Annotated in this window: 25 protein-coding genes, 1 pseudogene and 1 riboswitch; of the genes and pseudogenes, 12 read left to right on the forward strand and 14 right to left on the reverse strand. The window is 70.2% G+C overall.

Going from position 1 to position 24892, the window contains the following annotated elements:
* Window positions 1-130: 130 nt before the first annotated feature.
* The 7 genes and pseudogenes from Q9R27_RS02830 to Q9R27_RS02860 all read right to left on the reverse strand — a co-directional run.
* Window positions 131-391, reverse strand: a pseudogene (locus Q9R27_RS02830) (SDR family NAD(P)-dependent oxidoreductase); the annotation flags it as partial.
* Entirely contained in the window at window positions 319-570 is a 252-nt protein-coding gene (locus Q9R27_RS02835) for a hypothetical protein (protein WP_311250801.1), read from the reverse strand. The gene Q9R27_RS02835 and the pseudogene Q9R27_RS02830, both read right to left, overlap by 73 nt.
* 39 nt (window positions 571-609) lie before the next feature.
* Complete coding sequence (locus tag Q9R27_RS02840; protein WP_311250802.1) at window positions 610-1296, reverse strand: TetR/AcrR family transcriptional regulator; 687 nt, start codon at window positions 1294-1296, stop codon at window positions 610-612.
* Entirely contained in the window at window positions 1283-1540 is a 258-nt protein-coding gene (locus tag Q9R27_RS02845; RefSeq protein ID WP_311250856.1) for an AMP-binding enzyme, read from the reverse strand. Before Q9R27_RS02845 ends, Q9R27_RS02840 begins: the two co-directional genes overlap by 14 nt.
* Window positions 1450-1788, reverse strand: coding sequence for a hypothetical protein (locus Q9R27_RS02850; protein ID WP_397219640.1), 339 nt, complete (start codon window positions 1786-1788; stop codon window positions 1450-1452). The genes Q9R27_RS02845 and Q9R27_RS02850 overlap by 91 nt, the downstream gene beginning before the upstream one ends.
* Before the next feature lie 204 nt (window positions 1789-1992).
* Window positions 1993-3417: an aminotransferase class V-fold PLP-dependent enzyme gene (locus Q9R27_RS02855; RefSeq protein WP_311250804.1), complete on the reverse strand. Its 1425-nt coding sequence runs from the start codon at window positions 3415-3417 to the stop codon at window positions 1993-1995.
* Window positions 3414-4736 (reverse strand): MFS transporter, encoded by a 1323-nt coding sequence (locus Q9R27_RS02860; protein WP_311250805.1) that lies wholly within the window; start codon window positions 4734-4736, stop codon window positions 3414-3416. The genes Q9R27_RS02855 and Q9R27_RS02860 overlap by 4 nt, the downstream gene beginning before the upstream one ends.
* 135 nt (window positions 4737-4871) lie before the next feature.
* On the opposite strand from Q9R27_RS02860, the gene Q9R27_RS02865 reads away from it, so the two are divergent.
* Window positions 4872-6509: a hypothetical protein gene (locus Q9R27_RS02865; RefSeq protein WP_311250806.1), complete on the forward strand. Its 1638-nt coding sequence runs from the start codon at window positions 4872-4874 to the stop codon at window positions 6507-6509.
* Window positions 6510-6693: 184 nt separating this feature from the next.
* Here the strand turns inward: Q9R27_RS02865 and Q9R27_RS02870 are convergent, their stop codons facing one another.
* Window positions 6694-8064 carry an alpha/beta fold hydrolase gene (locus Q9R27_RS02870; protein ID WP_311250807.1) on the reverse strand — a complete coding sequence of 457 codons (1371 nt, stop codon included), beginning with the start codon at window positions 8062-8064 and terminating at the stop codon, window positions 6694-6696.
* Between the two features lie 55 nt (window positions 8065-8119).
* Between Q9R27_RS02870 and Q9R27_RS02875 the strand changes: the two genes are divergently transcribed.
* Complete coding sequence (locus tag Q9R27_RS02875) at window positions 8120-9715, forward strand: FMN-binding glutamate synthase family protein (RefSeq protein ID WP_311250808.1); 1596 nt, start codon at window positions 8120-8122, stop codon at window positions 9713-9715.
* Window positions 9716-9781: 66 nt separating this feature from the next.
* Here the strand turns inward: Q9R27_RS02875 and Q9R27_RS02880 are convergent, their stop codons facing one another.
* Genes Q9R27_RS02880 through Q9R27_RS02890 form a run of 3 tightly spaced genes read right to left on the reverse strand, consistent with a single transcriptional unit; the run spans window position 9782 to window position 12700 of the window.
* Window positions 9782-11212: a trehalose-6-phosphate synthase gene (locus tag Q9R27_RS02880; protein WP_311250809.1), complete on the reverse strand. Its 1431-nt coding sequence runs from the start codon at window positions 11210-11212 to the stop codon at window positions 9782-9784.
* Window positions 11213-11242: 30 nt separating this feature from the next.
* The gene (locus Q9R27_RS02885; RefSeq protein ID WP_311250810.1) at window positions 11243-12280 is read right to left on the reverse strand and encodes an adenylate/guanylate cyclase domain-containing protein; all 1038 of its coding nucleotides are present in this window, start codon (window positions 12278-12280) and stop codon (window positions 11243-11245) included.
* Window positions 12281-12283: 3 nt separating this feature from the next.
* A complete protein-coding gene (locus Q9R27_RS02890) occupies window positions 12284-12700 on the reverse strand; it encodes a cyclic nucleotide-binding domain-containing protein (protein WP_311250811.1) in 417 nt (138 codons plus the stop codon).
* Between the two features lie 231 nt (window positions 12701-12931).
* Here Q9R27_RS02890 and Q9R27_RS02895 point away from each other — a divergent pair, with 231 nt between their 5' ends.
* Together Q9R27_RS02895 and Q9R27_RS02900 are read left to right on the forward strand one after the other, a co-directional pair.
* Window positions 12932-13234, forward strand: coding sequence for a DUF3263 domain-containing protein (locus Q9R27_RS02895; protein ID WP_311250812.1), 303 nt, complete (start codon window positions 12932-12934; stop codon window positions 13232-13234).
* A gap of 4 nt (window positions 13235-13238) precedes the next feature.
* Window positions 13239-13766: a LytR C-terminal domain-containing protein gene (locus Q9R27_RS02900; protein ID WP_311250813.1), complete on the forward strand. Its 528-nt coding sequence runs from the start codon at window positions 13239-13241 to the stop codon at window positions 13764-13766.
* Here Q9R27_RS02900 and otsB read toward each other — a convergent pair.
* The gene (gene otsB / locus Q9R27_RS02905) at window positions 13754-14605 is read right to left on the reverse strand and encodes a trehalose-phosphatase (RefSeq protein WP_311250814.1); all 852 of its coding nucleotides are present in this window, start codon (window positions 14603-14605) and stop codon (window positions 13754-13756) included. The genes Q9R27_RS02900 and otsB overlap by 13 nt on opposite strands.
* 110 nt (window positions 14606-14715) lie before the next feature.
* Window positions 14716-14856, forward strand: a riboswitch (SAM riboswitch).
* Between the two features lie 9 nt (window positions 14857-14865).
* Here otsB and thrC point away from each other — a divergent pair.
* Both thrC and Q9R27_RS02915 read left to right on the forward strand, forming a co-directional pair.
* Complete coding sequence (gene thrC, locus Q9R27_RS02910) at window positions 14866-16131, forward strand: threonine synthase (protein ID WP_311250815.1); 1266 nt, start codon at window positions 14866-14868, stop codon at window positions 16129-16131.
* A 130-nt stretch (window positions 16132-16261) separates the two neighbouring features.
* Complete coding sequence (locus tag Q9R27_RS02915) at window positions 16262-16540, forward strand: MoaD/ThiS family protein (RefSeq protein ID WP_311250816.1); 279 nt, start codon at window positions 16262-16264, stop codon at window positions 16538-16540.
* Between the two features lie 166 nt (window positions 16541-16706).
* Here the strand turns inward: Q9R27_RS02915 and Q9R27_RS02920 are convergent, their stop codons facing one another.
* Window positions 16707-17516, reverse strand: coding sequence for an AraC family transcriptional regulator (locus Q9R27_RS02920; RefSeq protein ID WP_311250817.1), 810 nt, complete (start codon window positions 17514-17516; stop codon window positions 16707-16709).
* A gap of 190 nt (window positions 17517-17706) precedes the next feature.
* Here Q9R27_RS02920 and Q9R27_RS02925 point away from each other — a divergent pair, with 190 nt between their 5' ends.
* The 6 genes from Q9R27_RS02925 (at window position 17707) to Q9R27_RS02950 (ending at window position 23095) form a co-directional block, all read left to right on the forward strand.
* Complete coding sequence (locus Q9R27_RS02925; protein ID WP_311250818.1) at window positions 17707-18723, forward strand: ABC transporter substrate-binding protein; 1017 nt, start codon at window positions 17707-17709, stop codon at window positions 18721-18723.
* Entirely contained in the window at window positions 18720-19664 is a 945-nt protein-coding gene (locus Q9R27_RS02930; RefSeq protein ID WP_311250819.1) for a siderophore-interacting protein, read from the forward strand. The genes Q9R27_RS02925 and Q9R27_RS02930 overlap by 4 nt, the downstream gene beginning before the upstream one ends.
* Window positions 19661-20656, forward strand: coding sequence for an iron ABC transporter permease (locus Q9R27_RS02935; RefSeq protein ID WP_311250820.1), 996 nt, complete (start codon window positions 19661-19663; stop codon window positions 20654-20656). The genes Q9R27_RS02930 and Q9R27_RS02935 overlap by 4 nt, the downstream gene beginning before the upstream one ends.
* Window positions 20653-21672, forward strand: a complete 1020-nt coding sequence (locus Q9R27_RS02940; RefSeq protein ID WP_311250821.1) for an iron chelate uptake ABC transporter family permease subunit — start codon at window positions 20653-20655, stop codon at window positions 21670-21672. The genes Q9R27_RS02935 and Q9R27_RS02940 overlap by 4 nt, the downstream gene beginning before the upstream one ends.
* Window positions 21669-22442, forward strand: coding sequence for an ABC transporter ATP-binding protein (locus Q9R27_RS02945; protein WP_311250822.1), 774 nt, complete (start codon window positions 21669-21671; stop codon window positions 22440-22442). Before Q9R27_RS02940 ends, Q9R27_RS02945 begins: the two co-directional genes overlap by 4 nt.
* A 191-nt stretch (window positions 22443-22633) precedes the next feature.
* Window positions 22634-23095, forward strand: coding sequence for an OsmC family protein (locus tag Q9R27_RS02950; protein WP_311250823.1), 462 nt, complete (start codon window positions 22634-22636; stop codon window positions 23093-23095).
* 99 nt (window positions 23096-23194) lie between these two features.
* On the opposite strand, the gene Q9R27_RS02955 is transcribed toward Q9R27_RS02950, so the two are convergent.
* Window positions 23195-24781: an AMP-binding protein gene (locus tag Q9R27_RS02955; protein WP_311250824.1), complete on the reverse strand. Its 1587-nt coding sequence runs from the start codon at window positions 24779-24781 to the stop codon at window positions 23195-23197.
* Window positions 24782-24892 lie beyond the last annotated feature (111 nt).

Here is a 24892-nt window from a genome sequence, read left to right on the forward strand (position 1 = left end):
GAGCGTTCGTGTCAGGACAGTTCCTCGCGGATGGCGGCGGCGGTCGCCGCGGCGCCTTCCTTGGCCAGGGTGATCGTGTGCCCACATAGGCGGGGTTGACGCAGTTGCTGGTCACCCCGTGCGGGCCACCCTCCAGCGCGGTCACCTTGGACAGCCCCTCCAGTCCGTGCTGCGCCGCGACGTACGCCGACCTGTTGGCGCTGGCGCGCAGGCCGTGCACGCTGGAGAGGTTGACGATGCGGCCCCAGCCCTTGGCGTACCTGCCCGGCAGGACCGCACGGATCAAGAGGAACGGGGCCTCGAGCATGATCCGCTGGATCAGCCGGAAGGCTTCCGGGTCGAAGTCGGGGATCGGGCTGACCCGCTGGATGCCGGCGTTGTTGACCAGGATGTCGCCTCCAGGGAGGCCTCGACCAGGGCGTCGGTGTCGGAGAGGTCGACCTGCCACGCCTCGCCGCCGGCCTGGGAGGCCACCGACGCAGCGGCGTCCCCGTCGACGTCGGCGACCACCACGCTCGCGCCGCGGCCGGCGAGTTCGAGCGCAGGCGCGGCCGATCCCGCTGGCTCCACCGGTGATGACTGCCCGCCGCCCGACCAGGTCCTGGTCCGTCACAGTTGGTCCCCTCCTTCGCGCCGGGGTGCCAGCGCGTTGTTGATGAAGCGCATCATGTTGTCGAAGACGTCGGCCGGGAGCTCGGAGGGCGGATTGCCGTCCGCGTCGCGCTCCCAGAGGATGAAGCGCATCCCGATCAGTTCACCCATCCCCATCAGGGCCCACGCCGCCACGGACGGGTCGATGTCGTCGACCTCGCCCACGGCCTGTGCCTTGGTGAGCCCCTCCACGTAGCCCTCCACGATCCGGGTGTAATGGAGCTTGAGGGTCTCCGGGGAGACGAACTCGGACTCACGTACGACGCGGTAGAGGGCGGGGTGCTCGGCGGTGAAGCGGAAGAAGCCTGCGAAGCCGGCCCGTTCGGCCTCCAGGCGGTTGGCGGCGCCGGCCATCGCCTCGGCCATGGAGTGGCGCACCCGACGGTTCAGGTCGATCACCAGGGCCTCGAAGACCGCCTGCTTGCTCGCGAAGTAGAGGTAGAACGTGCCCAGGCCGACGCCCGCCCGTTCGGTGATCTTCACGATCGAGGCCTCGTGGTAGCCGAGCTCGGCGAAGACGTGCTCCGCCGCGTCCAGCAGCTTGGCCCGGGTCGCGGCCCCGCGCTTGGTCAGCGGCTTCTCCGCAGGCGCGCCGGTGCCATCGCCAGCGGCGGGCCCGGGTGCGTTGAAGTCAAGGCCTTCCATGGTGGGTCCCTTCGCTGGTGATGGAGTTGCGCAGTTGGCCGCGGGCGACCTTGCCGAGCGCGGTGCGGGGGAGTTCGTCGACCAGGTGCACCCGGTGCGGCACCTTGAACCGGGCCAGGCGGTTCGCGGCGTGCTCGCTCACCTCGGCCTCGGTCAGCGCGGCGCCCGAGCGGGCCACCACGAAGGCGACCCCGACCTCGCCCCAGACTGGGTCGGCGGTGCCGAGGACGGCTGCCTCGGCGATGAACGGGTGCGCGGCGCATAGCCGACCTCGACCTCGGCCGGGGCGACGTTCTCCCCGCCGGAGATGTAGATGTTCTTCAGCCGGTCCACGATCGTGGATCCGCCGTCGGTGTCCCTGGCGGCCAGGTCGCCGGTGCGCAACCACCCCTCGTCCATCGACCGGGCGGTGGCGGCCGGGTCGCCGAGGTAGCCGGCGAAGACGCCGGGCCCGCGCACCTGGAGTTCGCCGGTGCCCGGGCCGGGGACCACCTCGCCGGCCTCCGGGGTGACCAGGCGGACCTCGACGTCCGGATAGGGGCGGGCGCCGCTCCCGGCAGCACCTGATCCGCATCTCGGGGCCTTCCTGAGAGAATCTGAAAGGTGATTCAGGTAACAGGAAGGTAGGCGTGATCCCGGGTGCTTGTCAACAGGCCCCACGAGCGCTCGAAGCGCAACGATTGAGCGTTCGTGGGATCAGCGGCGAGGGCGCTGCAGTCGGTCCAGGAAGGCGACCAGCAGTGCCTCGCGCATCCGCGGCGAGGCCACGTCGAGCATCGCGTTCACCTCGGCCATCCGGTCCGGGACTTCCAGGTCACCACCTGCCGAGGCGTCGATCAGGCCCGAGGCGGCGAGCAGGCCATCGAAGTCCGCATCGCTGAGGGCGGTCGGGTCGAGCGCCTCGATGAAGGCGACCACCTCCGGGTCGACCCCCACCGGGCCCGCCGCCACGGCATTGTCGACCGCGGCGACCAGCGCGGCGAGGAAGTCGTCGACCGCACCCAGGGTCGCGGCGGAGACGGAGAGGTGGATGGTGGCCGGGTGCCCACCGAAGGCCATCTGGGGCTGGACGAACCAACCGGCCGCGGCCATCTCGTCGCAGATCGTGAACGGGTCGCATGTCTCGTCGGTCCCCAGCGCGACCAGGGTCGAGTCCGGTGCGGCCACCACGCGCAGGTGGGGGATCCGGGCGACGCCGGCAACGATCGCGTCCACCGCGGCGAACACGTCGGCGGTGAGCCGCTCATAACCGGCGTTGCCGAGTTGCTGCACCACGGCCCAGGCGGCAGCCAGCGGCCCACCGGACTTGGTGGACTGCAACGTCGAGTTGAGCATCGTGTAGCCGGGCCAGTCGGCATGGGCGAAATACTGCGAGCGGCGCAGTGCGGGGTCGCGGTGCAGCAGCAGCGAGATGCCCTTTGGGGTGTAGCCGTACTTGTGCAGGTCCACCGAGATGCTGGTGACGCCGGGCACCGCGAACGTCCACCCCGGTACGTCGCGCCCCAGACGGGCGGCGTACGGGAGCACCCAGCCACCGATGCAGGCATCGACGTGGAAGCGGATCCCGCGCCCGGCAGCCATCGCTGCCAGTTCGGTGATCGGGTCCACCACGCCGTGCGCATAGGAGGGCGCGCTGCCGGCGACCAGCACGGTGGAGTCGTCGACCAGCGCGGCCATCGCCTCCACGTCGGCACGGAAGTCGGCACCCACCGGGGCCACCCGGGCCTCGACGCCGAAGTAGTGTGCGGCCTTGAAGAAGGCGGCATGGATTGTCGAGGGCAGCACCATGTTGGGGCGCTCCACGCCCGGTGCGCCGTCGCGCGCGGACTGCACCGCGAGCAGCACCGACTCGGTCCCGCCCGAGGTTGCCGTGCCGACCGCGGAGGAGGGCGCGTCCAGCAGGTCCGCGGCGAACCCGACCAGGTCGTTCTCCATCGCCAGCAGGGACGGGAAAGCGGTCGGGTCCAGGCCGTTCGACCCGGCGTACGCCGCCACCGCGGCCCGGGCCACCTCGTCCACCTCGGCGAGCCCGGAGTCATAGACGTAGGCCAGGGTGCGGCCGCCGTGCACCGGCAGGTCCGCGGCCTGGAGCTCACGCAGTCGGGCGAGTACGTCGTTCATGCCAGGGGCTCCTCGAGGTCGGCAGCGGTCAGTGTGTAGCGGCCCAGCCACCACAGCGAGGCCAGGACGATGATGGCTGGCACCACGGAGAAGCCAACCACGATGGCGGTGATCGCCGCGTCGCTCTGCTCGGCGCCGCCGGTGGTGGAGGACTGGTAGCCGCCGATGGCCAGCATCAGCGCGAAGAGCCCCGGGCCCAGGGCGAGGCCGAGCGTCTCGCCGGCGGTCCACACCCCGGTGAAGACGCCGATCCGGTTCTCCCCGGTACGCCGTGCATCAGCGGCCGCCGCGTCCGGCAGCATGGCCAGGGGGAAGACCTGGGCCCCTGCATAGCCGACCCCGATCAGGCCCACCGCGACGAAGACCGCGGCCTCTGGCGCTTCGCGGGCCACCACGGCCAGGGCGGCACCGGTGGCGAGCACGAGCGAGGAGGCGACGTATCCCCGCTTCTTGCCGACCCGTACGCCGAGCCGCGCCCACAGCGGGGTGAGCAGCAGGGCCGGGCCGACGAAGCAGATGAAGAGGATCGTGGTGGCGCCCTTGTCCTCGAGCACGTCGCTGGCCATGTAGTCGACCCCGGCAAGCATGGCCCCGGTTGCCAGCGCCTGCAGCACGAAGGTGGTCAGCAGCAGGCGGAAGTCGCGGGCGCCGGCCACCACGCGGAGTTGATCACGCAGCGTCCCGGCCCCGGCATCGACCTGGCGTTGCGGCGTACGGGCAGTGCCGTGGTAGGAGCCGAGCACGCCGATCAGGATCAGCCCCGCCATCACCACGCCCATCACCCGATAGCCGTCGCGCCCGCCCACGGCGTCGCGGATCGCGGGCGCGGAGGCGCCGGCCAGCATGATGGTGAAGGCCAGCGCCATGACCCGCCACGACATCAGTCGGGTGCGCTCGTCGTAGGAGTCGGTGATCTCGGCCGGCATCGCGACGTAGGGCACCTGGAAGAACGCGTACGCCGTGGCGCAGGCCAGGAACCAGAAGAGCACCCACACGGCGTCGAGCCCGGGCCCCAGGGAGGGGCCGGCGAAGAGCAGGGCGAAGGCCACTGCCAGGCCGATGCCCCCGCGCAGCAGCCACGGACGCCGGGGGCCGCGTGGGTCGCTGGTGCGGTCGCTGATCCGGCCGGCGATCGGGTTGAGGATGACGTCCCAGGCCTTGGGCAGCAGCACGATCAGGCCCGCATAGAGGGCGCCGATGCCCAGGTTGTCGGTCAGGAACGGCAGCAGCATCAGGCCGGGAACGGTGCCGAATGCGCCGGTGGCGACCGAGCCCGTGGCATAGCCGAAGCGGGTGCCGCGGGTGAGTGGCTCTGGCATGGATCCGATCCTAGGCCCTGCCCAACACGGCCTGGGCCGTGCCGGGCAGGGCCGGGGGCCGTTTGGCAACACGGCCGCTCGGGTGACTCGATGCAAGAATGTGTGCGACGACAGGCCCAGATCTCGGAGGATGCAATGTCGAACGAGCCCGATCCACGACCCGATGCCATGCCGATGGTGGACCCCGCGGACCCGCTGGGCCTGGGCGATGCACCCTCCGCGCAGGCCGCGCTGGTCGGGGGTGCACCGGACGAGGGCACACCCGAGGCGGCGTCCGCGGATGCCGCTGGTGCGGCGCCTGCGGCCGCCGAGGCTGGACCGCCCGCGTCGACTCCGGCCGAGATCGTCGAGCACGACCCCGTCCCGGTGAACCCATTCGGCGTCGCCAGCGGCGGCCAGTCGCAGTTCGCGCCGACGCCTGCGCCGGCCGCGCCGGCCGCGCCGGCTGCGCAGGGCCAGGCGGCGCAGCCAGCACCGTCCGGGCCGCCCACCGGGAACACCCCGGTTGCGCCGCAGCAGTCGGCCCCGCCGCCTGGTCAGGGTCAGCAGTTCGGCCAGGGCCAGCCTCCGCAGGGGCAGCAGGGCTACCACCAGGGCGCCCCGATGCAGCCCGGCCGTCACCAGCAGCAGTCGGGCCAGGGTCCCAGTGGCGCGCAGCAGCACACCCGTCCGGCGCAGCCCGTGCTCCCTCCGCAGGCTGCGAACCCCGGGTACCCGGGCGCGCAGCCTGCCGGCGTACGGCCCGGCCCGCAGGCTCCGGCGGCGTACCAGCAGAACCAGGGCCCACAGCAACACAACCAGCAGGCCGGGCCGCAAATGCCGCACGTGCCCGAACGGGTGCCGACGGCGCAGGACTTCCTGCTCAACCGGCACCGCACCCTCGACATCGGTCCGGCAACCTGGGGGTGGCGCGGTTTCCTGCGCAAGATCACCTTCGGGCTGGTCAAGGTGAAGATGGGCAAGGCGGAGCGATCCTGGCGTGAGAGCCGCGCGTCCGTGCAGCGCTCGTTCGACGGACCACGCACCATCGTCTTCGCGAACCCCAAGGGCGGCGCTGCGAAGACGACCAGCGTGCTCGCGGCTGGTTACACGTTCGGCACCGTGCGCGGTGGTGGCGTGGTGGCCTGGGACAACAACGAGACCCGGGGCACGCTCGGCATCCGCGGGGAGCGGGCCAGCCACTCGAACACGACCCGGGAACTCCTCGATGACCTGGAGCGGTTCCAGGACGTCTACGAGTCACGGATCGGCGACCTGGGCGCCTTCGTCCGCAGCCAGGGCGATGCCCACTTCGACGTGCTCGCCTCCGACGAGCGGGCGGACGTCACCGGCATGATCCATGCCGACGACTTCGACGCGGTGCACCGGCTGCTCGAGCGGTTCTACCACCTGATCCTGGTCGACACCGGCAACAACCTGCGCGCCGAGAACTGGCTCGCCGCTGCCCGGACCGCGGACCTGATCGTGGTCACCTCGACGGTGCGCGAGGACACCGGCTACTCGGGACTGTGGATGCTCGACGCCCTGGCCGATGCCGGTCACCCCGACATCCGCAACAAGACGATCACGGTGCTCTGCGACCCGTCGGCCAAGGTCGACGACCAACTGGCCAAGGACCTGACCGAGGTCTACGAGCGGCGTACCCGCGCGGTCTTCCGGATCCCCTATGACCCGGCCCTGGTCGCCGGCTCGGTGATCCAGTACGGCCAACTCTCCGCCAAGACGCGGGACGCCTGGCTCAAGGCTTGCGCAGCGATGGCCGAAGCCCTCTGACGCCCCGCCCCGCCCGATATTCCAGCTGTAACGCGGGGTCATCGTCGCTTGAGCAGGGCTGTGCGCCCGTTTTGCGTCAACAGCGCCGCACAGGTAGAGGCAACAGCACCGCACAAGTGCCACGCCACACCGCCGCACCACAGGTACGCCGCCAGGGCGGGTCAGGTACGTCGTCGGGCGCGGATCACTTCGCCAGGGAACGGGACCCGGCCGAGCCGTAGCGACGCTTCGGGTTCGCGCCGATGCCCTTCTCGGGACTGTCCTGCTCCGGACTGCCCTGGTCCGGACTGGCCTGGTCCGCGCTCGCGCCACGCTCCTTCGTGGACCGGGCGGGACGTGCCGGCGACTTCGCTCGCGCGCCGGACTTCGCCCCGGCGGGCGACTTCGCCCGTGCCCCGGATTGTGCCCGCGTGCCGGACTCCGACTCTCCAGCCGCATCCTCGCCATCCGCAGCACCATCGGTCGACCACTGCTCCAGCCAGTCGTCGATGAATCTCCAGGTGGTGTTGCGGGCAGCTCGCCCGGTGAGCATGCCGAGGTGGCCACCTGGGACGACCTCGAAGCGGACCTCGGGCGAGCCGGTGAGCAGGGGGACCACTGCCTTGACGCAGGGGACCGGGGCGATGCCGTCGCTGGCACCACCGAAGACGAGGACCGGCTTGTCGACACGAGCGATCTCGATCCGTCGGTCGCCGAACTCGAAGTAGCCGTATTTCAGGTCGTTGGTCTTGAAGAAGCGGTGGTAGAGCTGCCCGAAGCTGCGCCCGGGATAGGCGATCATGTTGGCGGTGAAGTGGTCCACCGCCTCGATCTGGGCGAGGAACTCGGTGTCGTCGAGGTTCTGCAACTTCACCACGGGCTTGGTGACCAACTTCTGGGCGGCGCTGAGCTGGAACGCCCAGCGGACCAGTGGCTTCGGGGCGCCACCCATCGACTGGTAGATGCGCTGCACGGGGCCGCGCCCGCTGCGGGTCCGGCCACCCAGCACGGGCCCGTCGGCCAGCCGGACCAGCGGTCGTAGCGGTGCCATCAGCGGCACCTTGGAGACGTCGAAGGGGGAGCCGACGACCGTCATCGAGGCGATCGGGAGGTCGGGGTCGTTCGCTGCGGCGAGAGTCATGAAGATGCCGCCGAGGCTCCAGCCGATCACGTGTACGCCGCGGCCACCGGCATGCGCGGACGCGGCCCGGATCGCGGCCGGCACGACCTCGTCGATCCAGTGCTCCATGCCCAGGTTGCGGTCCTTGAACGACACCTCGCCGTACTCGACCAGATAGGTACGCCGTCCCGAGGTGACCAGGTGCTCGACGAGCGAGCAGCCGCGGCGCAGGTCGAAGCAGATCGACGGCGCGGCCAGGGGCGTCACCAGCAGCACCGGGTCGCCGGTCTCCTGCGCGGTCCCGGTGGGGCGGTAGTGGTAGACCTGCCGCAGCAACCCCTCGTCGATCAGGGTGCGCGGCATCTTCCGCAGGTCGGCCACTCCGCCGTACAGCACCTTCTGGGCCACGTTCGCGGCAGCGCTGACGACCTGGTTCGGCTTGGGGATCAGGTCCATGTCCGAAAAGTACCGCAGGCTCGACATATTCGCCGCAGATCGATAGACACGGACCATGAAGTGGAACACGATCCTTGCCACGGGAGCGGCTGCGCTCGGTGCGGTGGCTGCCCATGACGTCCTGCAGAAGAAGCACGCGATCAAGCGCAACTTCCCGATCGTCGGCAACTTCCGCTACTGGATCGAGACGATCGGACCCGAGCTTCGCCAGTACGTCGTGGCGAGCAACGACGAGGAGCGCCCGTTCAACCGGGACCAGCGCAGTTGGGTCTATGCCTCTTCGAAGCTGGAGAACAACTACTTCGGCTTCGGCACCGACAACGACGTCGAGAACGTGGTCGGCTACCCGATCATCAAGCACCGCACCTTTGCCGACGTCGAGGCGCACACCGCCCGCCACTCCGGCGAGGAGGTGGCCTTGCCGTCGGCCAAGGTGATGGGCGCCGCCCGCGGTCGCGCGAAGGCATTCCGGCCGAACTCAGTGGTCAATATCTCCGGGATGAGCTTCGGCTCCCTGTCCGGCAATGCGATCACCGCACTGAACAAGGGCGCAGCCCTGGCCGGTTGCCTGCACAACACCGGCGAGGGTGCGCTCTCGCCGTACCACCGCCAGGGCGGCGAGATCGTCTTCCAGATCGGTACGTCGTACTTCGGCTGCCGCGACCAGGACGGCAGGTTCGACATCGCCCGCCTCAAGGAACTGGTCGATGCCGAGCCGATCCGGGCGATCGAGATCAAGCTCTCCCAGGGGGCGAAGCCCGGTCTGGGCGGCATGCTCCCCGGCGCCAAGGTCACCGCGGAGATCGCCCGCATCCGCGGCATCGAGGAAGGTGTCGACTGCGCCAGCCCGGCGCGCCACACCGCCTTCGATGACGTGGACTCGATGCTCGACTTCGTCGAACTGGTGGCTTCCGAGACCGGCCTGCCCGTCGGAATCAAGTCCGCCGTGGGGGACCTGGCCTTCTGGGACGACCTGGTCACGACGATGGCCGCCGAGGGTGACCGGGGGGTCGACTTCGTCAACATCGACGGGGGCGAGGGCGGCACCGGTGCGGCGCCGCTGGTCTTCAGCGACACCGTCGCCTTCCCGTTCCGGCTTGCCTTCACCGAGGTCTATCGCCGCTTCGCCGAGGCGGGCCTGGTCGACGACGTCACCTTCATCGGCGCCGGCAAGCTGGGGGTCCCGGAGAACGCCCTGGTCGCCTTCGCGCTCGGCGTGGACATGGTCAACGTCGGCCGCGAGGCGATGCTGGCGGTGGGCTGCATCCAGGCCCAGAAGTGCCACACCGACCACTGCCCGACCGGTGTCGCCACCCAGAACCCCTGGCTGGCCCGCGGCTTGGACCCGACCGACAAGTCGGTGCGCACCTTCAACTACATCAAGTCCCTGCGCCGTGACCTGCTCAAGGTCTCCGAGGCGATCGGCGTGGTCCACCCCGGACTGATCACCTCCGCCGACATCGACCTGGTCACCGGGACGCGCGAGCGGATCGGCCTGGGCGAGCAGTACGGCTACCAGCCGGGTTGGGGCGGACTGGCGGAGCACCACGTCGACGACGTACGCCGGCTGATGCGCGGCGAGTCGGTGAACCGCCAGCAGGTGCCCGGTGAACGCTCGGGCTCGGCCAGCGGGACCGGCGCCCGCGGCTGAGGTCGACCACGCCGATGCCCGCGCCACTGCAGCGGAGGGTGCGCCGGGCGGTCGTGGCGGAACCGGTCAGCGCACCGGACGCAACTTCTTGTTGTGCGCGGGCCGGGCGGACTCGAGTTCGGCCAGGAACCGGTTGGCCCAGGCCGCGACGTCGTTCTCGCTGACCGTCTTGCGCATCGCCTTCATCCGGCGGGTGAGTTCCTTTGGCTCGGCGCGGGTGGCCTCCACCAGCGCCTCCTTCATCCCGTTGATGTCCCAGGGGTTGACCAGCCAGGCCTGGCGCAGTTCGTTGGCCGCTCCGGCGAACTCGGAGAGCACCAGCGCGCCGTCGTTGTCGTAGCGGCAGGCGACGTACTCCTTGGCGACCAGGTTCATCCCGTCGCGGAACGGGGTGACCACCATGACGTCGGCGGCGCGATAGAGCGCGGCCATCTCGTGGCGCGGGAAGGAGGAGTGCATGTAGGCGATGGCGGGGGAGCCGAGCCGGCCCAGGTCGCCGTTGATCCGCCCGACCAGGCGGTCGATGTCGTCACGCAGCACGCGGTATTGCTGCACCCGTTCCCGGCTCGGTGTCGCGACCTGGACGAAGACGCTGTCGCGGACCGAGAAGTGTCCCTCGGCGACGAGTTCCGACCAGGCACGCAGGCGCGGGTTGATGCCCTTGGTGTAGTCGAGCCGGTCGATGCCGAGCAGGATCCGCTCCGGGTTGCCCAGCGCCGTACGGATCGCCGCGGCGCGCTCGGTGACCGAGTCGGAGCGGGCCAGTTCCTCGAAGGCCGCGGTGTCGATGGAGATCGGGAACGCCATCGCCTGCACGGTGCGGCCGTCGGGCATGTAGACCAGGTCGCGGTGCGTCTTGTGGCCGACCCGCTGGCGGACCAGGCGCACGAAATTGCCCGCGGCCCCGGTCAACTGGAAGCCGACCACGTCGGCCCCGAGCAGGCCCTCGAGGAGTTCGCGGCGCCACGGCATCTGGCCGAAGAGCTCGGTGGGCGGGAACGGGATGTGCAGGAAGAACCCGATCCGCAGGTCGGGGCGGAGTTCGCGCAGCAACTGGGGCACCAGTTGCAACTGGTAGTCGTGCACCCAGACGGTGGCGTCGCGGGCGGCGACCTCGGCGGCCCGTTCGGCGAAGCGCTGGTTGACCCGGACGTACGCCTCCCACCACTCGCGGTGGAACTCCGGCTTGGCGACCACGTCGTGGTAGAGCGGCCACAGGGTGGCGTTGGAGAAGCCCTCGTAGAACTCCTCGATCTCGCCTCCGCTCAACGGCACCGGCACCAGGGACAGGCCGTCGTCGACGAACGCCCCCGGGTCGTCATCGGCCTGCCCGGTCCAGCCGATCCAGGCGCCGTCGTTGCTGCGCATCACCGGCTCCAGTGCGGTGACCAGGCCGCCCGGCGAGCGACGCCACCCCTGGCCGCCGTCGGGGAGCGTGACGCGGTCCACGGGCAGCCGGTTGGCCACGATGACGAGGTCGGCGGCGGGGCTGGTCACGCGTCAACCCTAACGAGATCGGGCAAGCCCTCACCCGACGCCGCGGGGCTTCTTCGGCTGCTTCAGTGCCCACGTCTCCAGCCGGCTGTATCCCTTCACCGGGCGGCTGGGGGCGCGGCGTACCCGGAACTCCTCGTCGTGCGCGCGGACCAGGTCGGCCAGGTCGCGGTTGATCAGGATCCGGCCGGGGCGGGCCAGTGAGGTGAGACGGGCGGCGATGTTGACCACTTCGCCGAAGACGTCGCCGAGGCGGCTGAGCACTTGCCCGTGGGCCATCCCGACCCGGATCTCGGGGAACTCCTCGTCCTCCTCGTGCGCCATCACCAGTGCCAGGCCCAGGCGAGCAGCGGCGACGGGGTCGTCGCAGACGAAGAGCACCTCGTCGCCGATGGTCTTGATGATCCGGGCGCCGTGCTCGGCGATCAGCAGGTTCACGCCTTCCTCGAAGTGTTCGACCATCTCGCCGAGTTCTTCGGCATCGAGGCTGCGGGTGCGCCGGGTGTAACCGACGATGTCGGCAAAGCCGACCGCCATCAGCGTCGACTCCTCGGTGGTCGCCTGGAGCAGCAGGCGACCGGCCGCGGCGGCCAGGTGGCGGCGCCACACATAGTTCTGCAGCTTCTCCAGGGTCGGCAGGGCGGCCTCGACGATTGCGTCCACCCGGTCCAGCGCCAGGGCCTCGTCGGAGGCCAGGACGGCGGCGCCCACCTCGGCGATCTCCCATTCGGCGAGCCGGGCGAAGCTGCGCCCCATGCTCCGGGTCAGCGCGAACTCGAGCCGGGAATCGACCAGGCCGCCGTCGATCAGGCCGCCGAGCATCCGGATGGCTTCCACGTCGGCATCGGTGAAGACGCGGGACTCGTCGGACTCCGGGGGAGGGAATCCCAGGGAGAGCCAGAGCCCGTGGGCGTGCTCGAAGCTGACCCCGGCCCGCTCGAGCACCTCGGGCCGGGTCAGGTGGGGTGCCTGGCCGAGCAGGGTCGCCTCCAGGGCGGCGAAGAGTTCCGGGTCCGGCCCGACCGCCTCGGGCGCAGCCGTGGCTTCGTCAGCCCCCGAGGCGTCGACCACGGCTCAGGCCGGGGGAGCGGGCTTGGCCAGACGGTCCTGGCTGGTCTGCTCCAGGGCGGTGCGGAACGTCTCGATCCCGAGCAACTCCTGGACGGCCTCGCTGGTGAAGTGGAGGACCTGGAGCTCGGTCAGGGACACCACGCTGGCGTTGCGCAGCTTGTGGGTGACGATGGCGGTCTCGCCGACCGTGTCGCCGGGACCGAGGCGGGCGATCTCCTCGCCGTTGCGGCGCACCGACACCTCGCCCTCGATGATGATGTAGGCCTTGTCGGCCGGCGTCTTCTCCCAGATCAGGGACCAGTTGGCGGGGATCCGGACCGGCGTACCGCGGTCGACGATCGACTGCACCTCGGCGTCGGTCAGGTTGCTGAAGCGGTCGATCGCGGCAAGCTTGCGGCGCTGGATGGCGTCGTCGTTCATGTGTGGTTCCTCTCGAGGCGTTGGCGTTGGCGCCGTACTCCCCTCCCGGATAGATCTTTACCGGACACGGCTCAAGTGTCCAGAGCGGGCCCACGGACGGCCAAAGTCGCCACTCCTGCACCATCAGGCAACTCGCCGAACAACGAATGACATGTTTGTGATTCACCGTCTAGTATGGGTTCCGGAGTCCGGGGAAGCGGACCCGTTCAGCAAGTAGAGGGGTCGAAGCGCATGGAAGCTGCCGAGAGCGTCAACCAGCCGGTCAGTGCAGGGGCAACCTCCTCCGCGCTGTCCGAGCGCGACGCCGAGATCCTCGAGTTCGAGCGGCAGTGGTGGAAGTACGCCGGCGCCAAGGAGCAGGCGGTCCGGGAGAAGTTCGACATGTCCTCGACCCGTTACTACCAGGTGCTCAATGCGTTGATCGACAGCCCGGAGGCCCTGGCCGCCGACCCGTTGCTGGTCCGCCGCCTGCGCCGCTTGCGCGCTGCCCGCCAGCGCCAGCGCTCTGCCCGTCGACTGGGCTTCGAGGTCTGAGGCCATGCGCACGCGCGACGAGAGCGGGGTGGCGGTCCCCTCGCCGCTGGTGATGCTCAGCATCGTCGCGGTGGCGATGGCCGGCATCACCTTCCTGGTCACCAACGGCGACGACGACCAGGGCAAGATGTCGACCGTCTCCCAGCCCGCCGACGACCCGAGCGCCGATGCCTCCCAGGCGCCCGAGGCGCCGGAGGAGAGCCCCAGCGCCGAGCCGACCAGCACGCCCACGCCGGAGGAACCGGTCGTGGAGCGCGGTGAGATCTTCGTCGAGATCTACAACCGCTCCCGGATCAACGGGCTCGCCGGACGGACCAGCACCAAGGCCGGTGACGCCGGCTGGCAGGTCGTCGGTGTCGACGACTGGCAGGGCGGTAACATCCCGTCCTCGACCGTCTACTACCCGGACCGGCTCAAGGCTGAGGCGCAACTGCTCGCCAAGGACCTGGGCATCGACCGCCTGGTCCCCGCCGTCGACCCGATGAAGGGCGACCGGCTCACCGTCATCCTGACGGCCGACTACGAGGGCTGAGCGGCTTCCCGCGCGTCGGCACTGAGCCGGCGCAGCAGGTCCAGTACGCCGTCGGGCCCCGGCACCGCGATGTCGGCCAGGGACAGCAGCGCCCCCTGCTCGTCGGAGGAGGAACAGACCAGCAGGGTCGCCAGTCCGGCGCCACGGAGTTCTGCCACGGCGGCGAAGGCCTCGATGTCGCCCAGGTCGTCGCCGGCGAAGAGGAAGCCCGAAGCGTCCAGTTCACGGGCCAGGCGGACCACGGCGTCTCCCTTGTGGGTTCCGGGTGCGCGGGCCTCGATCACGCTCCGGCCGGGCTCGAGGACCAGGCCGTGGGTGGTGGCGAGTTGCCGCAACGGCGTCATCAGCCGGCCGAACGCCTCGGGTCCGTCGGGCAGGCGGCGGGTGTGGACGGCGACCGCCAGGCCCTTCTCCTCGACGTACGCATCCGGGGCCCCGGCCGCGCGCAGGGTCGCCGGCAGGTCGGCCAGGAATGCGCCCAGACCTCGCGGCGGGCGCGGGGAGACGATGCGCCGTTGTTGCGACGACCAGGTCTCGTTGCCGTACTGGCCCAGGACGTGGAGCACCGTGCCCCGCTCGGTGAAGGCGTCGGCGACGTCGTCGAGTTCGCCCAGTGCGATCACCTGCCGGGCCGGGCGCCCGGTGATGATCGCGACGCCGGCGAAGACCTCCGCCAGCTCCACCAGTACGCCGTGTGCCTGCGGGTGCAGCCTGGCCTGGGCCGGGTCGTCGACGATCGGGGCCAGGGTGCCGTCGAAGTCCAGTCCGATCACCGTGCCGGCGGCTGCAGCAGCCACGGCATGCCAGCGGTCACCCGCAGCGGCGGAGAGGTACTCCATGACGACCAGCCAACCACAGCCGGTCGGCCCGGCGGCGGGGGCCTGGACCGCGCTGTCCGGATGGCGGAATCGATGTGCACATGTTGAGACGAGTGCGTAGTGTTCTGCACAGCTCATCGAGAGGGACTGAGGGAACGGCCCAGTGAAGTCCCGGCAACCGCCACGAGTCCCCTGATCCGCCCGTCGGACCAGTCGTGGAAACGGTGCTAATTCCGGCCCGCGACGAGAGACGTCGACGGGGAAGATGAGGAGGAGGACTCATGAGCGCGAGCACCATTGAGAAGCGGACCCTGCGGGACGGCGCCTTCGGCCACGCCACGGCCCTCTCCTGTCGCGAGTGCGGCCACCAGATCGACCTCGGTCCGCACTATGCCTGTCCGGAGTGCTTCGGCCCGCTGGAGATTGCCTACGACTTCCCGGCCGTGACCCGCGAGGAGATCGAGGCCGGCCCCCGCAACATCTGGCGCTACAAGGCGCTCCTGCCGGTGCCGTCCGACATCGAGACCAGCCCCAACATGGAGCCCGGCTTCACCCGCCTGCTCAAGGCGCACAACCTCGGCCGCGAGCTCGGCATCGAGAACCTCTGGGTCAAGGACGACTCGACCAACCCGACGAACTCGTTCAAGGACCGCGTCGTGGCCTGCGCCCTGAGCGCCGCCCGCGAGCTCGACGCGAAGGTCTTCGCCTGCCCCTCGACCGGCAACCTCGCCAACGCCGTCGCCGCGGCCGGTGCCCGGGCCGGGATCAAGACGGTCGTCTTCATCCCGAGCAACCTGGAGCAGCCCAAGCAGGTCAACTCCGCGATCTATACCGAGAACCTGGTCGCCGTCGACGGCAACTACGACGACGTCAACAAGCTCGCCTCGGAGATCGCTGGCGAGGAGGACGGATGGGCGTTCGTCAACGTCAACGTCCGCCCCTACTACGCCGAGGGGTCCAAGACCCTGGGCTACGAGATCGCCGAGCAGCTGGGCTGGCGCCTGCCCGACCAGATCGTGATCCCGGTTGCCTCCGGATCCCAGCTGACCAAGGTGGACAAGGCCTTCCAGGAGCTGATCAAGCTCGGCCTGGTGGAGGAGAAGCCCTACAAGGTCTTCGGTGCCCAGGCCGAGGGCTGCTCGCCGGTCTCGGTCGCCTTCAAGTCCGGCGTGGACGCAATCCGCCCGGTCAAGCCCGACACGATCGCCAAGTCGCTGGCGATCGGCAACCCTGCCGATGGCATCTACGTGCTCGACGTCTGCAAGCGCACCGGTGGTGCGGTCGAGGACATCACCGACGACGAGGTGCGCGAGGCGATCGTGCTGCTGGCCCGCACCGAGGGGGTCTTCACCGAGACCGCCGGCGGCACCACCGTCGGCGTACTCAAGAAGCTCGTCGAGACCGGCCAGCTGGACCCGTTCCTGGAGACCGTCGTGATCAACACCGGTCACGGCCTGAAGACCCTGGACGCGATCTCCGACCGCGTCGGCGCCCGGGCCACCATCGCCCCGGCGTATGACGCCTTCGTCGCCGCCAACATCGTCTGACCCACGAACGCTCACTCGTTGATGCTCGAAAGCTCAATCGTTGATTTCCCGGCGTCGCCTGCGCGGATCCGCCGTGCAGCCGCACCCACCTGACGACGCTCACCAAGCAACGCAGCAAAGGAAGAAGTCCATGTCCGTCTCCGTCCGCATCCCCACCATCCTGCGCACCTACACCGGCGGCGAGTCCGAGGTGAGCGCCACCGGCGACACCCTGGCCGCGGTGCTGGACGACCTCGACGCCAACTTCGCCGGCATCAAGGCCCGCATCCTCGACGAGGGCGGGGCGCTGCGGCGTTTCGTCAACGTGTACGTCGGCAACGAGGACGTCCGCTTCCTGGAGAACCTCGACACCCCCACTCCGGCTGGTGCCCAGGTGTCGGTGATCCCGGCCGTGGCCGGCGGCTGCTGACCGCCCGCCGCTTCCTTCCCTTCCCGGCTGTAACGCGGGGTCTTCGTCGCTTGAGGAGGGCTGTGCGCCCCGTTTCCGTCAACACCACCGCACAAGTGCCGCCGCACGCCGCGCCACACCACCGCACGAGCTCGGGCCACGACGTACGCAGCGGAGCCGGGCGGGCTCAGCCGGCGAGCGGCGCCTGCCCGTAGCGGCCCGGTGACTGGCCGAACTCGCGGGTGAACGCCGCGACGAAGGCGGACGCGCTCCCATAGCCGACCCGGTGCGCGGTCTCGGTGACCGAGAGCCCGGGGAGCAGGGCGAGTGCGGCCCTGAGCCGGATCTGGGTGCGCAGCGTGGTGAAGGTGAGGCCGAACTGCCGCTCGATGTCACGCTGGAGGGTCTTGGGGCTGACGTGCAATTGCTCGGCCCATGCAGTGAGGCCGGTCGGGTCGGCAGGGTCGACGCGCAGGGCGCGTGCCACGGCCCGAGCGGGCGTCATCGGTGCACTGGCGGCGTGTTCGACCTCGGCCGCCGGACTGGCGCAGAGCCCCTCCAAGATCTCGGCGCGGGCCTGCAGCCCCTCGGCCTGGCTCACCCCCGGACGGGCGAGGGCCAGGATCCGTTCGCGCACCTGCCGGCTGGGGGCCAGCACGGCAGCACCGTGCCGGGTCAGGCGGGCGGGTGCCTCCCGTACGCAGGTGCGCAGCACGGTCTGCAGGCCCAGGCCACGGACCTCGATGACGGCACCGCGGCGCACCCACAGCATCTCGGTGGAGGAGAGGAAGTGGCTGGTCTCGCCGCGGCGTACGACCAGGGCACCGTCGGGGGAGAAGAAGACCTGGTGCAGGAAGTCGTCGCGCCCCTCGGGGAAGTCAGGGATCGTCGCGGCCGGTGGATAGCGCAGCACCAGGATGCCGTTCGGCGGCCCCAGGCCGTAGCCATAGTCCTCGACTGTGATCTCGCCGACATCGGAGGCGGTCAGGGGTGCCACGAGGGAGGTGGGTTGTCCTTTCGGCGACACCATCTGACTCCTCTGCGACACGGACTCCAGCAATAGCAAGGCTAACCTAACCTCGCTCCGGGATCCGCTGGGTCCCGCTGTGCGTGCAACCACGTTCGTGGGCCCGCAGTCCGGAGCCGCCGCGTGTCAGGCCGGCGGCTCGCCGAGAAGAAGGATTTCCATGCGTTCGCATTCCCTGCTCCGCCGCGCCACCGTCCTCGTCGCCACGGCCGCCATGGGCCTCTCGCTCAGCGGTTGCTGGGCCGGCGAGGAGAGTGCCGAGGTCGAGGGCGAGACGATCACCATCACCGCCGAGAACGGAGAGGTGGTGATCCCCAAGGAGCCCAAGCGCGTCGTCGCCACGGGGTACGCCGTTCCCGTGATGCTCGAGGCTGACGCCCCGCTGGTGGGGATCTCCGAGTGGGGTCGCGGCACCGCGATGATGACGGATGAGGACCTCAAGACCTATGAGTCGACCGAGAAGATCATGGGCGAGACCGCGGACAGCATCAACTACGACGCGGTCGAGAAGGTCGACCCCGACGTGATCATCCTGGGCGTGCCCCTGCCGGTGCTCGGCTCGGTGAACATGGAGCGCCTCGAGCAGGTCGCCCCTGTCGTCGTTCTGGGCCCGAGCGTCCCGGACTCCTGGAAGGAACTGGGCGGGCGCCAGGCCGAGGCGGCCGGCGTGCTCAGCAACTGGGAGGAGCAGAAGGACGCCTACTATGCCCGGGCGGACGAGCTGAAGGCGAAGTACGCCGATGTCCTGGACGGTCTGGAGTTCGGCCACGTCGGCGCCTATGGCGACATCACCGCGGGCGAGTTCCAGCGCGAGTTCGCGGGCTCGTGGGGGACCAACATCGCCGGTGACATCGGGGTGACCTACTACGGCGAGGTCAAGGACGCCAGCGCTGGCGGTTCGGCAGAGGTCAGCGAGTATCCCTCCATCGAGGAGCTCCCTGCCAGCCTCGGCGACGCCGACTGGATCACCTACACGATCGAGGTCGACGGGTCCGTCTCGCCGGAGGTGCAGTACGTCCTCGACTCGCCGCTGTGGCAGAACCTGCCTGCGGTGCAGGCTGGTCGCGTGATCGCGCTGCAATACACCGAGGCCGCGACGTACGCCTCGGCAATGATCACGCTGGAGGCAATCGACAAGGCGTTCGGCGGCGCGTTCGCCGACGAGCTCGCCCCGTGACCGAGGCCCGCGGCAACGACGTACGCCGTGACCCCGAGCCCGCGGTCCGCGCCCACCAGGACCGTGGGCGCGGCACCGTCCGGGTGCCCTATCCCGTGGGGATCCGGACCACCACGGTCCTCGCCCGCACCGAGGTGACGCCGCACATGCTGCGGCTCACCCTGGCCGGTCCGGAGATCGCCCGGCTGCACTCGCACGCCTGCGATGACCATGTCGGGGTGGTCTTCCCGCTCGAGGACGGCACCCGCAACGATCCGACGTACGACCCGGACCGGCTGATGCTCGACTGGAGTGCCCCGGCGCCGCCGATGCGCAAGTACACGATCCGTCGCCACGACCCCGCCGCGGGGGAACTGGACCTCGACATCGTGCTGCACCCCGGTGGCCTCGCCTCGGACTGGGCGGTCGGCGCCCAGCCCGGCGACGAGGTGGTGCTGGCCGGTCCACCCGGGTCACTCGCCTTCGCGCACACCTACTCCTGCTATGTCTTCGCCATCGACACCACCGCCCTGCCGGCGCTGGCGCGCTGGCTGGAGGAGGGGGACTGGATCGAGGAGCGGGGTGTCGCGGTCCACGTGCTGGTCGACCACGACCATCCCGGTGAGGTCGACTATCCGCTGCCGTCGCGCCCGGGCCTCACCGTCGCGTGGCTGCCGCGGGCCGGAGGTTCGCAGCTGGCCACGGCAGTCGCCGAGCTCGACCTGGCCGGGGCCGACCCGGGCGATACCTTCCTCTTCGCAGCCGGCGAGGCAGGCGACATCAAGCCGTTGCGCCGCTGGTCGAAGGAGCAGGGCATCGACAGCCTGGTCACCGGATACTGGAAGCGTGGAGCGGTCGAGCTCGATCACGACGACGAGGGGCTGGCCGACGGCGAGGAGGCCCACGACCACGATCACCAACACGAACACGGGCACGACCACGCGGAGCAGCACGGCGCGTGAGCAGCACGACGTACCGCACCCCGGCGGTGGCCGTGGGGACCGGACTGATCCTGCTGGTCGGCGTCGTCCTGGTCAGCCTCACCGTCGGCAAGGGCGACGTCAGCGTCACTGAGTCGCTGCGCGCGCTGGTCTCTCCCGAGGACGGCAACAGCGCCCACATCACCGTGCGCAGTGTCCGGTTGCCGCGGGCCATGCTCGCCATCCTGGTCGGGGCCGCACTGGCCCTCTCCGGCGCCCTGGTGCAGACGCTGACGCGCAACCCGCTCGCCGAGCCGGGCCTGCTCGGCATCACCGCCGGGGCCTCTTTCGCGGTGGTGGTGGCGACCCGCTACTTCGACGCGTCGGGGCAGGTGGCCACGCTCGTGGTTGCCTTCGTCGGCGCTGCGGTGGCGGCGTTCGCGGTCCAGCTCGTCGGGCGAGCGGACCCGTTGCGCCTGCTGCTGGCCGGCGTGGCGCTGACCGCAGTGCTGGCCGGGCTCTCGATCGGCATCCGGTTGACCGACCCGGCCACCTTCGACCGCTACCGCTTCTGGTCCGTCGGCTCGCTGGCCGGCCGGGAGCAGTTGCCGCTGCTGCTGCCTTGCCTGGTGCTGGCGATCGCCCTGCTGGCCGCGCTGCTCCTGGGACCACCGCTGGGTGCGGTGATGCTGGGCGACGACGTGGCCCATGGCCTCGGGGTCAAGGTCGTCCGGGTCCGGGTGCTGACGCTGCTGGTCGCCACGATCCTTGCCGCGACCGCCACTGCGGTGGCCGGGCCGATCATGTTCGTGGGCCTGATCGTGCCGCACGTGGTACGCCGGTTCAGCCAGGCCTCGATCAGCTGGCTGATGCTGCTCTGCCTGGTCGCCGGTCCCCTGCTCACGGTCGCGGCCGACATCCTGGCCAGGGTGCTGCTCGAGACCGGGGAGGTGCCGGTGGCGATCCTGACCGCGGTGATCGGGGGCCCGGTGCTGATCTGGGTGGTACGCCGTCACGGGACGGTGGGCGGATGAGCATCCTGAAGGTGCGCCTGCGGGCCGGACACGTGCTGCGGATTGATGCCCGGACCGCCGTCGTGTGCGCCGTGTTGGCCGTCCTTTCCCTGGCCGTCGTCCTGGCCGCCCTCTGCTATGGCAGCGGCTGGGACCGGCCCGGCGACGTGCTGGCGGCACTGCGCGGCGAGGGCCCGATCCGGGTCTCGGTGACCCAGTGGCGGATGCCGCGGGTGGTGGCCGCACTGGTCTTCGGGGCAGCACTGGGCCTGGCCGGTGCGATCTTCCAGAACCTGACCCGCAACCCGTTGGGCGCGCCGGACATCATCGGGCTGGACGCCGGCGCCTATACCGGGGTGCTCCTCGTCTTCAGCCTCACAGTGGCCAGCGAGGCGACGATCACGCTTGCCGCGATCGGCGGCGGACTCGGCGCGGCGCTGGTGGTCTACCTCCTCTCCGCCGGTGGCGGATTCTCCGGCTTGCGGCTGATCGTGATCGGCATCGGGATCCAGGCGGTCCTGACCGCGGTCAACTCCTGGATCATCCTGCGCTCGGACCTCGACATCGCGATCTCGGCCAGCGTCTGGCAGGCCGGCTCGCTCAACGGCCTGGACTGGGTCGACATCGACGCCCCGGTGACCGTGATCGTGGCGTTGTCCGGGTTGCTGGTTGTGCTCGCGCGGCCGCTGCACCAGGCTGCCCTCGGTGACGAGCTCGCGGTCACCTCGGGGATCACCCTGCCGCGGTTGCGGATCCTGCTGGTCCTGATCGGCGTCGGCCTCTCCGCCACGGTCACTGCCGTCGCCGGGCCGATCGTCTTCATTGCGCTCTCCGCGCCACAGATCGGTCGTCGCCTGGCCGCGGCTGCCGGCGTACCGCTGTTGCCGGCGGCGTTGACCGGGGCCTTCCTGCTCACCGGCTCCGACCTGATCGCCCAGTCCTTGCTGGCACCGACCATGCTGCCCGTGGGGGTGGTGACCACCGGAGTCGGTGGCCTCTACCTGCTGTGGCTCTTGACGAAGGAGATCCGCCGATGAACCGCTTGCGTGCCCAGGGGCTGAGCCTGGGGTACGGCGACCGCCTGGTCGTCGAGGGGCTCGACCTGGAGGTGCCGCACGGCGCGCTGACCGCCATCATCGGACCGAACGCCTGTGGCAAGTCGACCACGCTGCGCTCGCTGGTCCGCCTCCAGGCGGCGCGGGCCGGATCCGTGGAACTGGATGGGCGCCCGGTGGCAGCGTGGAAGGCCCGGGAGGTTGCCCGCGAACTCGGGTTCCTGCCGCAGGTCGCGGTCAGCCCGGAGGGGATCCGGGTCGAGGCGCTGGTGCGCCGTGGCCGCTATGCCCACCAGTCCCTGCTCGGCACCTGGAATCCGTCGGACGAGGACGCGGTCGCCTCTGCGATGGAGTCGGCCGGGGGCAGCGATCTCGCCGACCGGTTGGTCTCCGAACTCTCCGGCGGCCAGCGGCAGCGGGTCTGGGTGGCGATGGTGCTGGCCCAGCAGACGCCGTACCTGCTCCTGGACGAGCCGACCACGTTCCTCGACATCGCCCACCAGTACGAGTTGCTGCGTCTGCTGCGTCGGCAGGTCGACGAGGGCCGGACCGTGGTCGTCGTGCTCCACGACCTGAACCAGGCCTGCCGCTTCGCCGACCATGTCGTGGCGATGCGCGAGGGCACGGTGGTGGCCGCGGGGCCACCGGCCGAGGTGATCACGGCGGAGACCGTCGAGGACGTGTTCTCGATGGCCTGCGTCGTGGTCCCGGACCCGGTCACCGGCACCCCGATGGTGGTCCCGGCCGACTGACTCACCGGCGGAGCCTTTCCTCCTGCACGCGCCTGTAACGCGGAGTCTTCGTCGCTTGAGTAGGGCTGTGTGCCCGTTTCCGTCAACACCACCGCACAAGTGCCGCCGTACGCCGCGCCACAGCACCGCACAAGTGCCGCCGTACGCCGTCGCGCCGGGGCCGCGGGCCAGGCATGCGCAAGGATGGGTGGATGGAGCACCACTACCGCCTCGACATGACCTGGCAGGGCAACCGCGGCACCGGCACCAGCGGCTATCGCGACTATGGCCGTGACGTGCTCCTGCGGGCCACCGGCAAGCCCGATCTGGCAGGCTCGGCCGACCCGACATTCCGCGGCGACGCCTCCCGCTGGAACCCGGAGGAGATGCTCCTGGCGGCGTTGGCGCAGTGCCACTGCCTGTCCTACCTGCACTCGGCGGTGAACCACGGCGTCGTGGTCACGGCGTACGACGATCAGCCGGTGGCCACCCTGGATCAGGTCGGCCAGGGTGGCCGGTTCACCTCGGTGGTGCTGCGCCCCCGGGTCACGGTGGCCGCCGCGGACCAGGTGGAGACCGCGGTGGCGATCCATGCCGAGGCCGCGGAGAACTGCTTCATCGCGGCCTCGGTGAACTTCCCGGTCACCCACGAACCCGTGGTGACCGCCTGCTGAAACGGCGAGTCGGCGTCAATTGACGCCGCCTCGGCGTCGTACCGCGTCAACACGTGCCGCCTCGGCGTCGTACCGCGTCAACACGTGCCGCCTCGACGGTCAGCCGATGAGTCGCTTGGCGAGTTCGATGCTGGCCGGGTAGTCGACCTTGCTCACCGGGGTGCGTGGCACCTCGTCGACGAAGAAGACCACCTTGGGCACCTTGTAGTTGGAGATCAGGCTGCGGCAGTGCTCGCGCACCTCGTCCTCGGTGAGTTCGGTGCCCTCGCGCTTCTGGACCAGGGCAGTGACCTGCTGGCCCCAGCGCTCGTGCGCGGTGCCGACCACGACGGCGTCGAAGATGTCCTCGTGGCGCAGCAGCACCGCTTCGACCTCCTCGGGGTGCACCTTCTCGCCGCCGGTGTTGATGCTCACCGATCCGCGCCCGAGCACGGTGACCGAGCCGTCCTCCTCGCGCCGCGCGAAGTCGCCGGGGATCGACCACCGGACGCCGTCGATCTCCTTGAACGTCGCCGCCGACTTCACCTCGTCCTTGTAGTAGCCCAGCGGTACGGCGCCGGAGCGGCCGAGCATCCCCCGTACGCCGACCGGTGCCGGCTTCAGGTTCTCGTCGAAGACCTCCACGTCGGGGCCGACGGAGAACTTCGGGGCTCCCGAGGGGCCCTCGGACCCGTCGTCCATCCGCGACCCGGTCGCCCCGGACTCGGAGGCGCCGTAGGAGTCGAGGATGAACCGGCCCGGCAACGCCTTGCGGATCTCGTCGCGGACACCTTCCGAGAGGGGAGCGGCACCGTTGGAGACGGCCGCCAGCGAGGAGAGGTCCCAGCGGTCGGGCTCGGCCAGGATGGCTTCCGCGACCGGGCGCCCCATCGCGTCGCCGAGGAAGGTAAGCGAGCCGACGCCGGCCTTCTGGACCAGGTCCAGGATCGTCTCCGCGCTGAAGTTCCGCTCGGTGTAGAGCGCCACCGCATAGCCCGCGACGTGGCCGTTGCCCATGATCCACTGGCTGCCGCCGTGCATCATCGGGCCGCAGGCGAGCAGGGTCATCGGGTTCTCGTTGGCGGCGGCCTCGGCAGCGAGTTGCTCGATGGAGTCGAACGGCGCGCCGAACCGGCTGGCGTTCAGCGCCGCGCGCATGAAGTCCTCCTGGCGCCACACGACGCCCTTCGGGTTGCCGGTGGTCCCACCGGTGTAGATCACGTAGTGGTCGTCGCCGGAGCGTCCCTGCACCTGCCGCTCGGGGGAGGCGGCGGCCATCGCGGCGTCGTACTCCTCGCCGATGACGACCATCTCGCGCAGGGTGGGCAGGTCGAGCGCCTTGACCGCGTCGACGTATTCGGGCGCGATCACCGCGGCCACGCAGTCGGAGTTGTCGTAGAGATAGGCCAGCTCGTCGTGCAGGTACTTGAAGTTGATGTTGATCGGCACGGCGCGTGCCTTCATCAGGCCATACCAGGCGTCGACCCACTCGATGCAGTTCGTCGCGTGGACGGCAACGTGATCGCCTGGCTGCACGCCCAGGCCGACCATGTGGTTGGCCAGACGGGTGGCCCGCTCGTCGATCTCGGCGAACGTGTAGTCGCGCTCCATCGACTTGATGGCCACCCGGTCGCCGATGGTGTCGGCCATCGCCTCCAGCAGGTCGGCAAGGTTGATCGGGCGGCGGGGTCCTGTGGTCTGGGTCACGCCCCAAGGATGCCAACTAGAACGTGTTCTCATCAAGTCATTCCCAGTGAATGGGGTGAACACCCCACAACCTTCACCCGCCGGACAGCCCGCGTTGGCCGCGCCGATCGC

It is taken from the genome of Nocardioides sp. AE5, assembly GCF_031844485.1.
Taxonomy (GTDB): domain Bacteria; phylum Actinomycetota; class Actinomycetes; order Propionibacteriales; family Nocardioidaceae; genus Nocardioides.

What these genes read in the sequence shown, in the direction of transcription:
- Q9R27_RS02940 (WP_311250821.1), top strand. Translation starts at nt 20,653, where the DNA reads ATGAGCATCCTGAAGGTGCGCCTGCGGGCCGGACACGTGCTGCGGATT.
- Q9R27_RS02855 (WP_311250804.1), bottom strand. Translation starts at nt 3,417, where the DNA reads ATGAACGACGTACTCGCCCGACTGCGTGAGCTCCAGGCCGCGGACCTG.
- Q9R27_RS02895 (WP_311250812.1), top strand. Translation starts at nt 12,932, where the DNA reads ATGGAAGCTGCCGAGAGCGTCAACCAGCCGGTCAGTGCAGGGGCAACC.
- otsB (WP_311250814.1), bottom strand. Translation starts at nt 14,605, where the DNA reads ATGGAGTACCTCTCCGCCGCTGCGGGTGACCGCTGGCATGCCGTGGCT.
- thrC (WP_311250815.1), top strand. Translation starts at nt 14,866, where the DNA reads ATGAGCGCGAGCACCATTGAGAAGCGGACCCTGCGGGACGGCGCCTTC.
- Q9R27_RS02875 (WP_311250808.1), top strand. Translation starts at nt 8,120, where the DNA reads ATGAAGTGGAACACGATCCTTGCCACGGGAGCGGCTGCGCTCGGTGCG.
- Q9R27_RS02925 (WP_311250818.1), top strand. Translation starts at nt 17,707, where the DNA reads ATGCGTTCGCATTCCCTGCTCCGCCGCGCCACCGTCCTCGTCGCCACG.
- Q9R27_RS02915 (WP_311250816.1), top strand. Translation starts at nt 16,262, where the DNA reads ATGTCCGTCTCCGTCCGCATCCCCACCATCCTGCGCACCTACACCGGC.
- Q9R27_RS02840 (WP_311250802.1), bottom strand. Translation starts at nt 1,296, where the DNA reads ATGGAAGGCCTTGACTTCAACGCACCCGGGCCCGCCGCTGGCGATGGC.
- Q9R27_RS02870 (WP_311250807.1), bottom strand. Translation starts at nt 8,064, where the DNA reads ATGGACCTGATCCCCAAGCCGAACCAGGTCGTCAGCGCTGCCGCGAAC.
- Q9R27_RS02900 (WP_311250813.1), top strand. Translation starts at nt 13,239, where the DNA reads ATGCGCACGCGCGACGAGAGCGGGGTGGCGGTCCCCTCGCCGCTGGTG.
- Q9R27_RS02860 (WP_311250805.1), bottom strand. Translation starts at nt 4,736, where the DNA reads ATGCCAGAGCCACTCACCCGCGGCACCCGCTTCGGCTATGCCACGGGC.
- Q9R27_RS02950 (WP_311250823.1), top strand. Translation starts at nt 22,634, where the DNA reads ATGGAGCACCACTACCGCCTCGACATGACCTGGCAGGGCAACCGCGGC.
- Q9R27_RS02865 (WP_311250806.1), top strand. Translation starts at nt 4,872, where the DNA reads ATGTCGAACGAGCCCGATCCACGACCCGATGCCATGCCGATGGTGGAC.
- Q9R27_RS02890 (WP_311250811.1), bottom strand. Translation starts at nt 12,700, where the DNA reads ATGAACGACGACGCCATCCAGCGCCGCAAGCTTGCCGCGATCGACCGC.
- Q9R27_RS02945 (WP_311250822.1), top strand. Translation starts at nt 21,669, where the DNA reads ATGAACCGCTTGCGTGCCCAGGGGCTGAGCCTGGGGTACGGCGACCGC.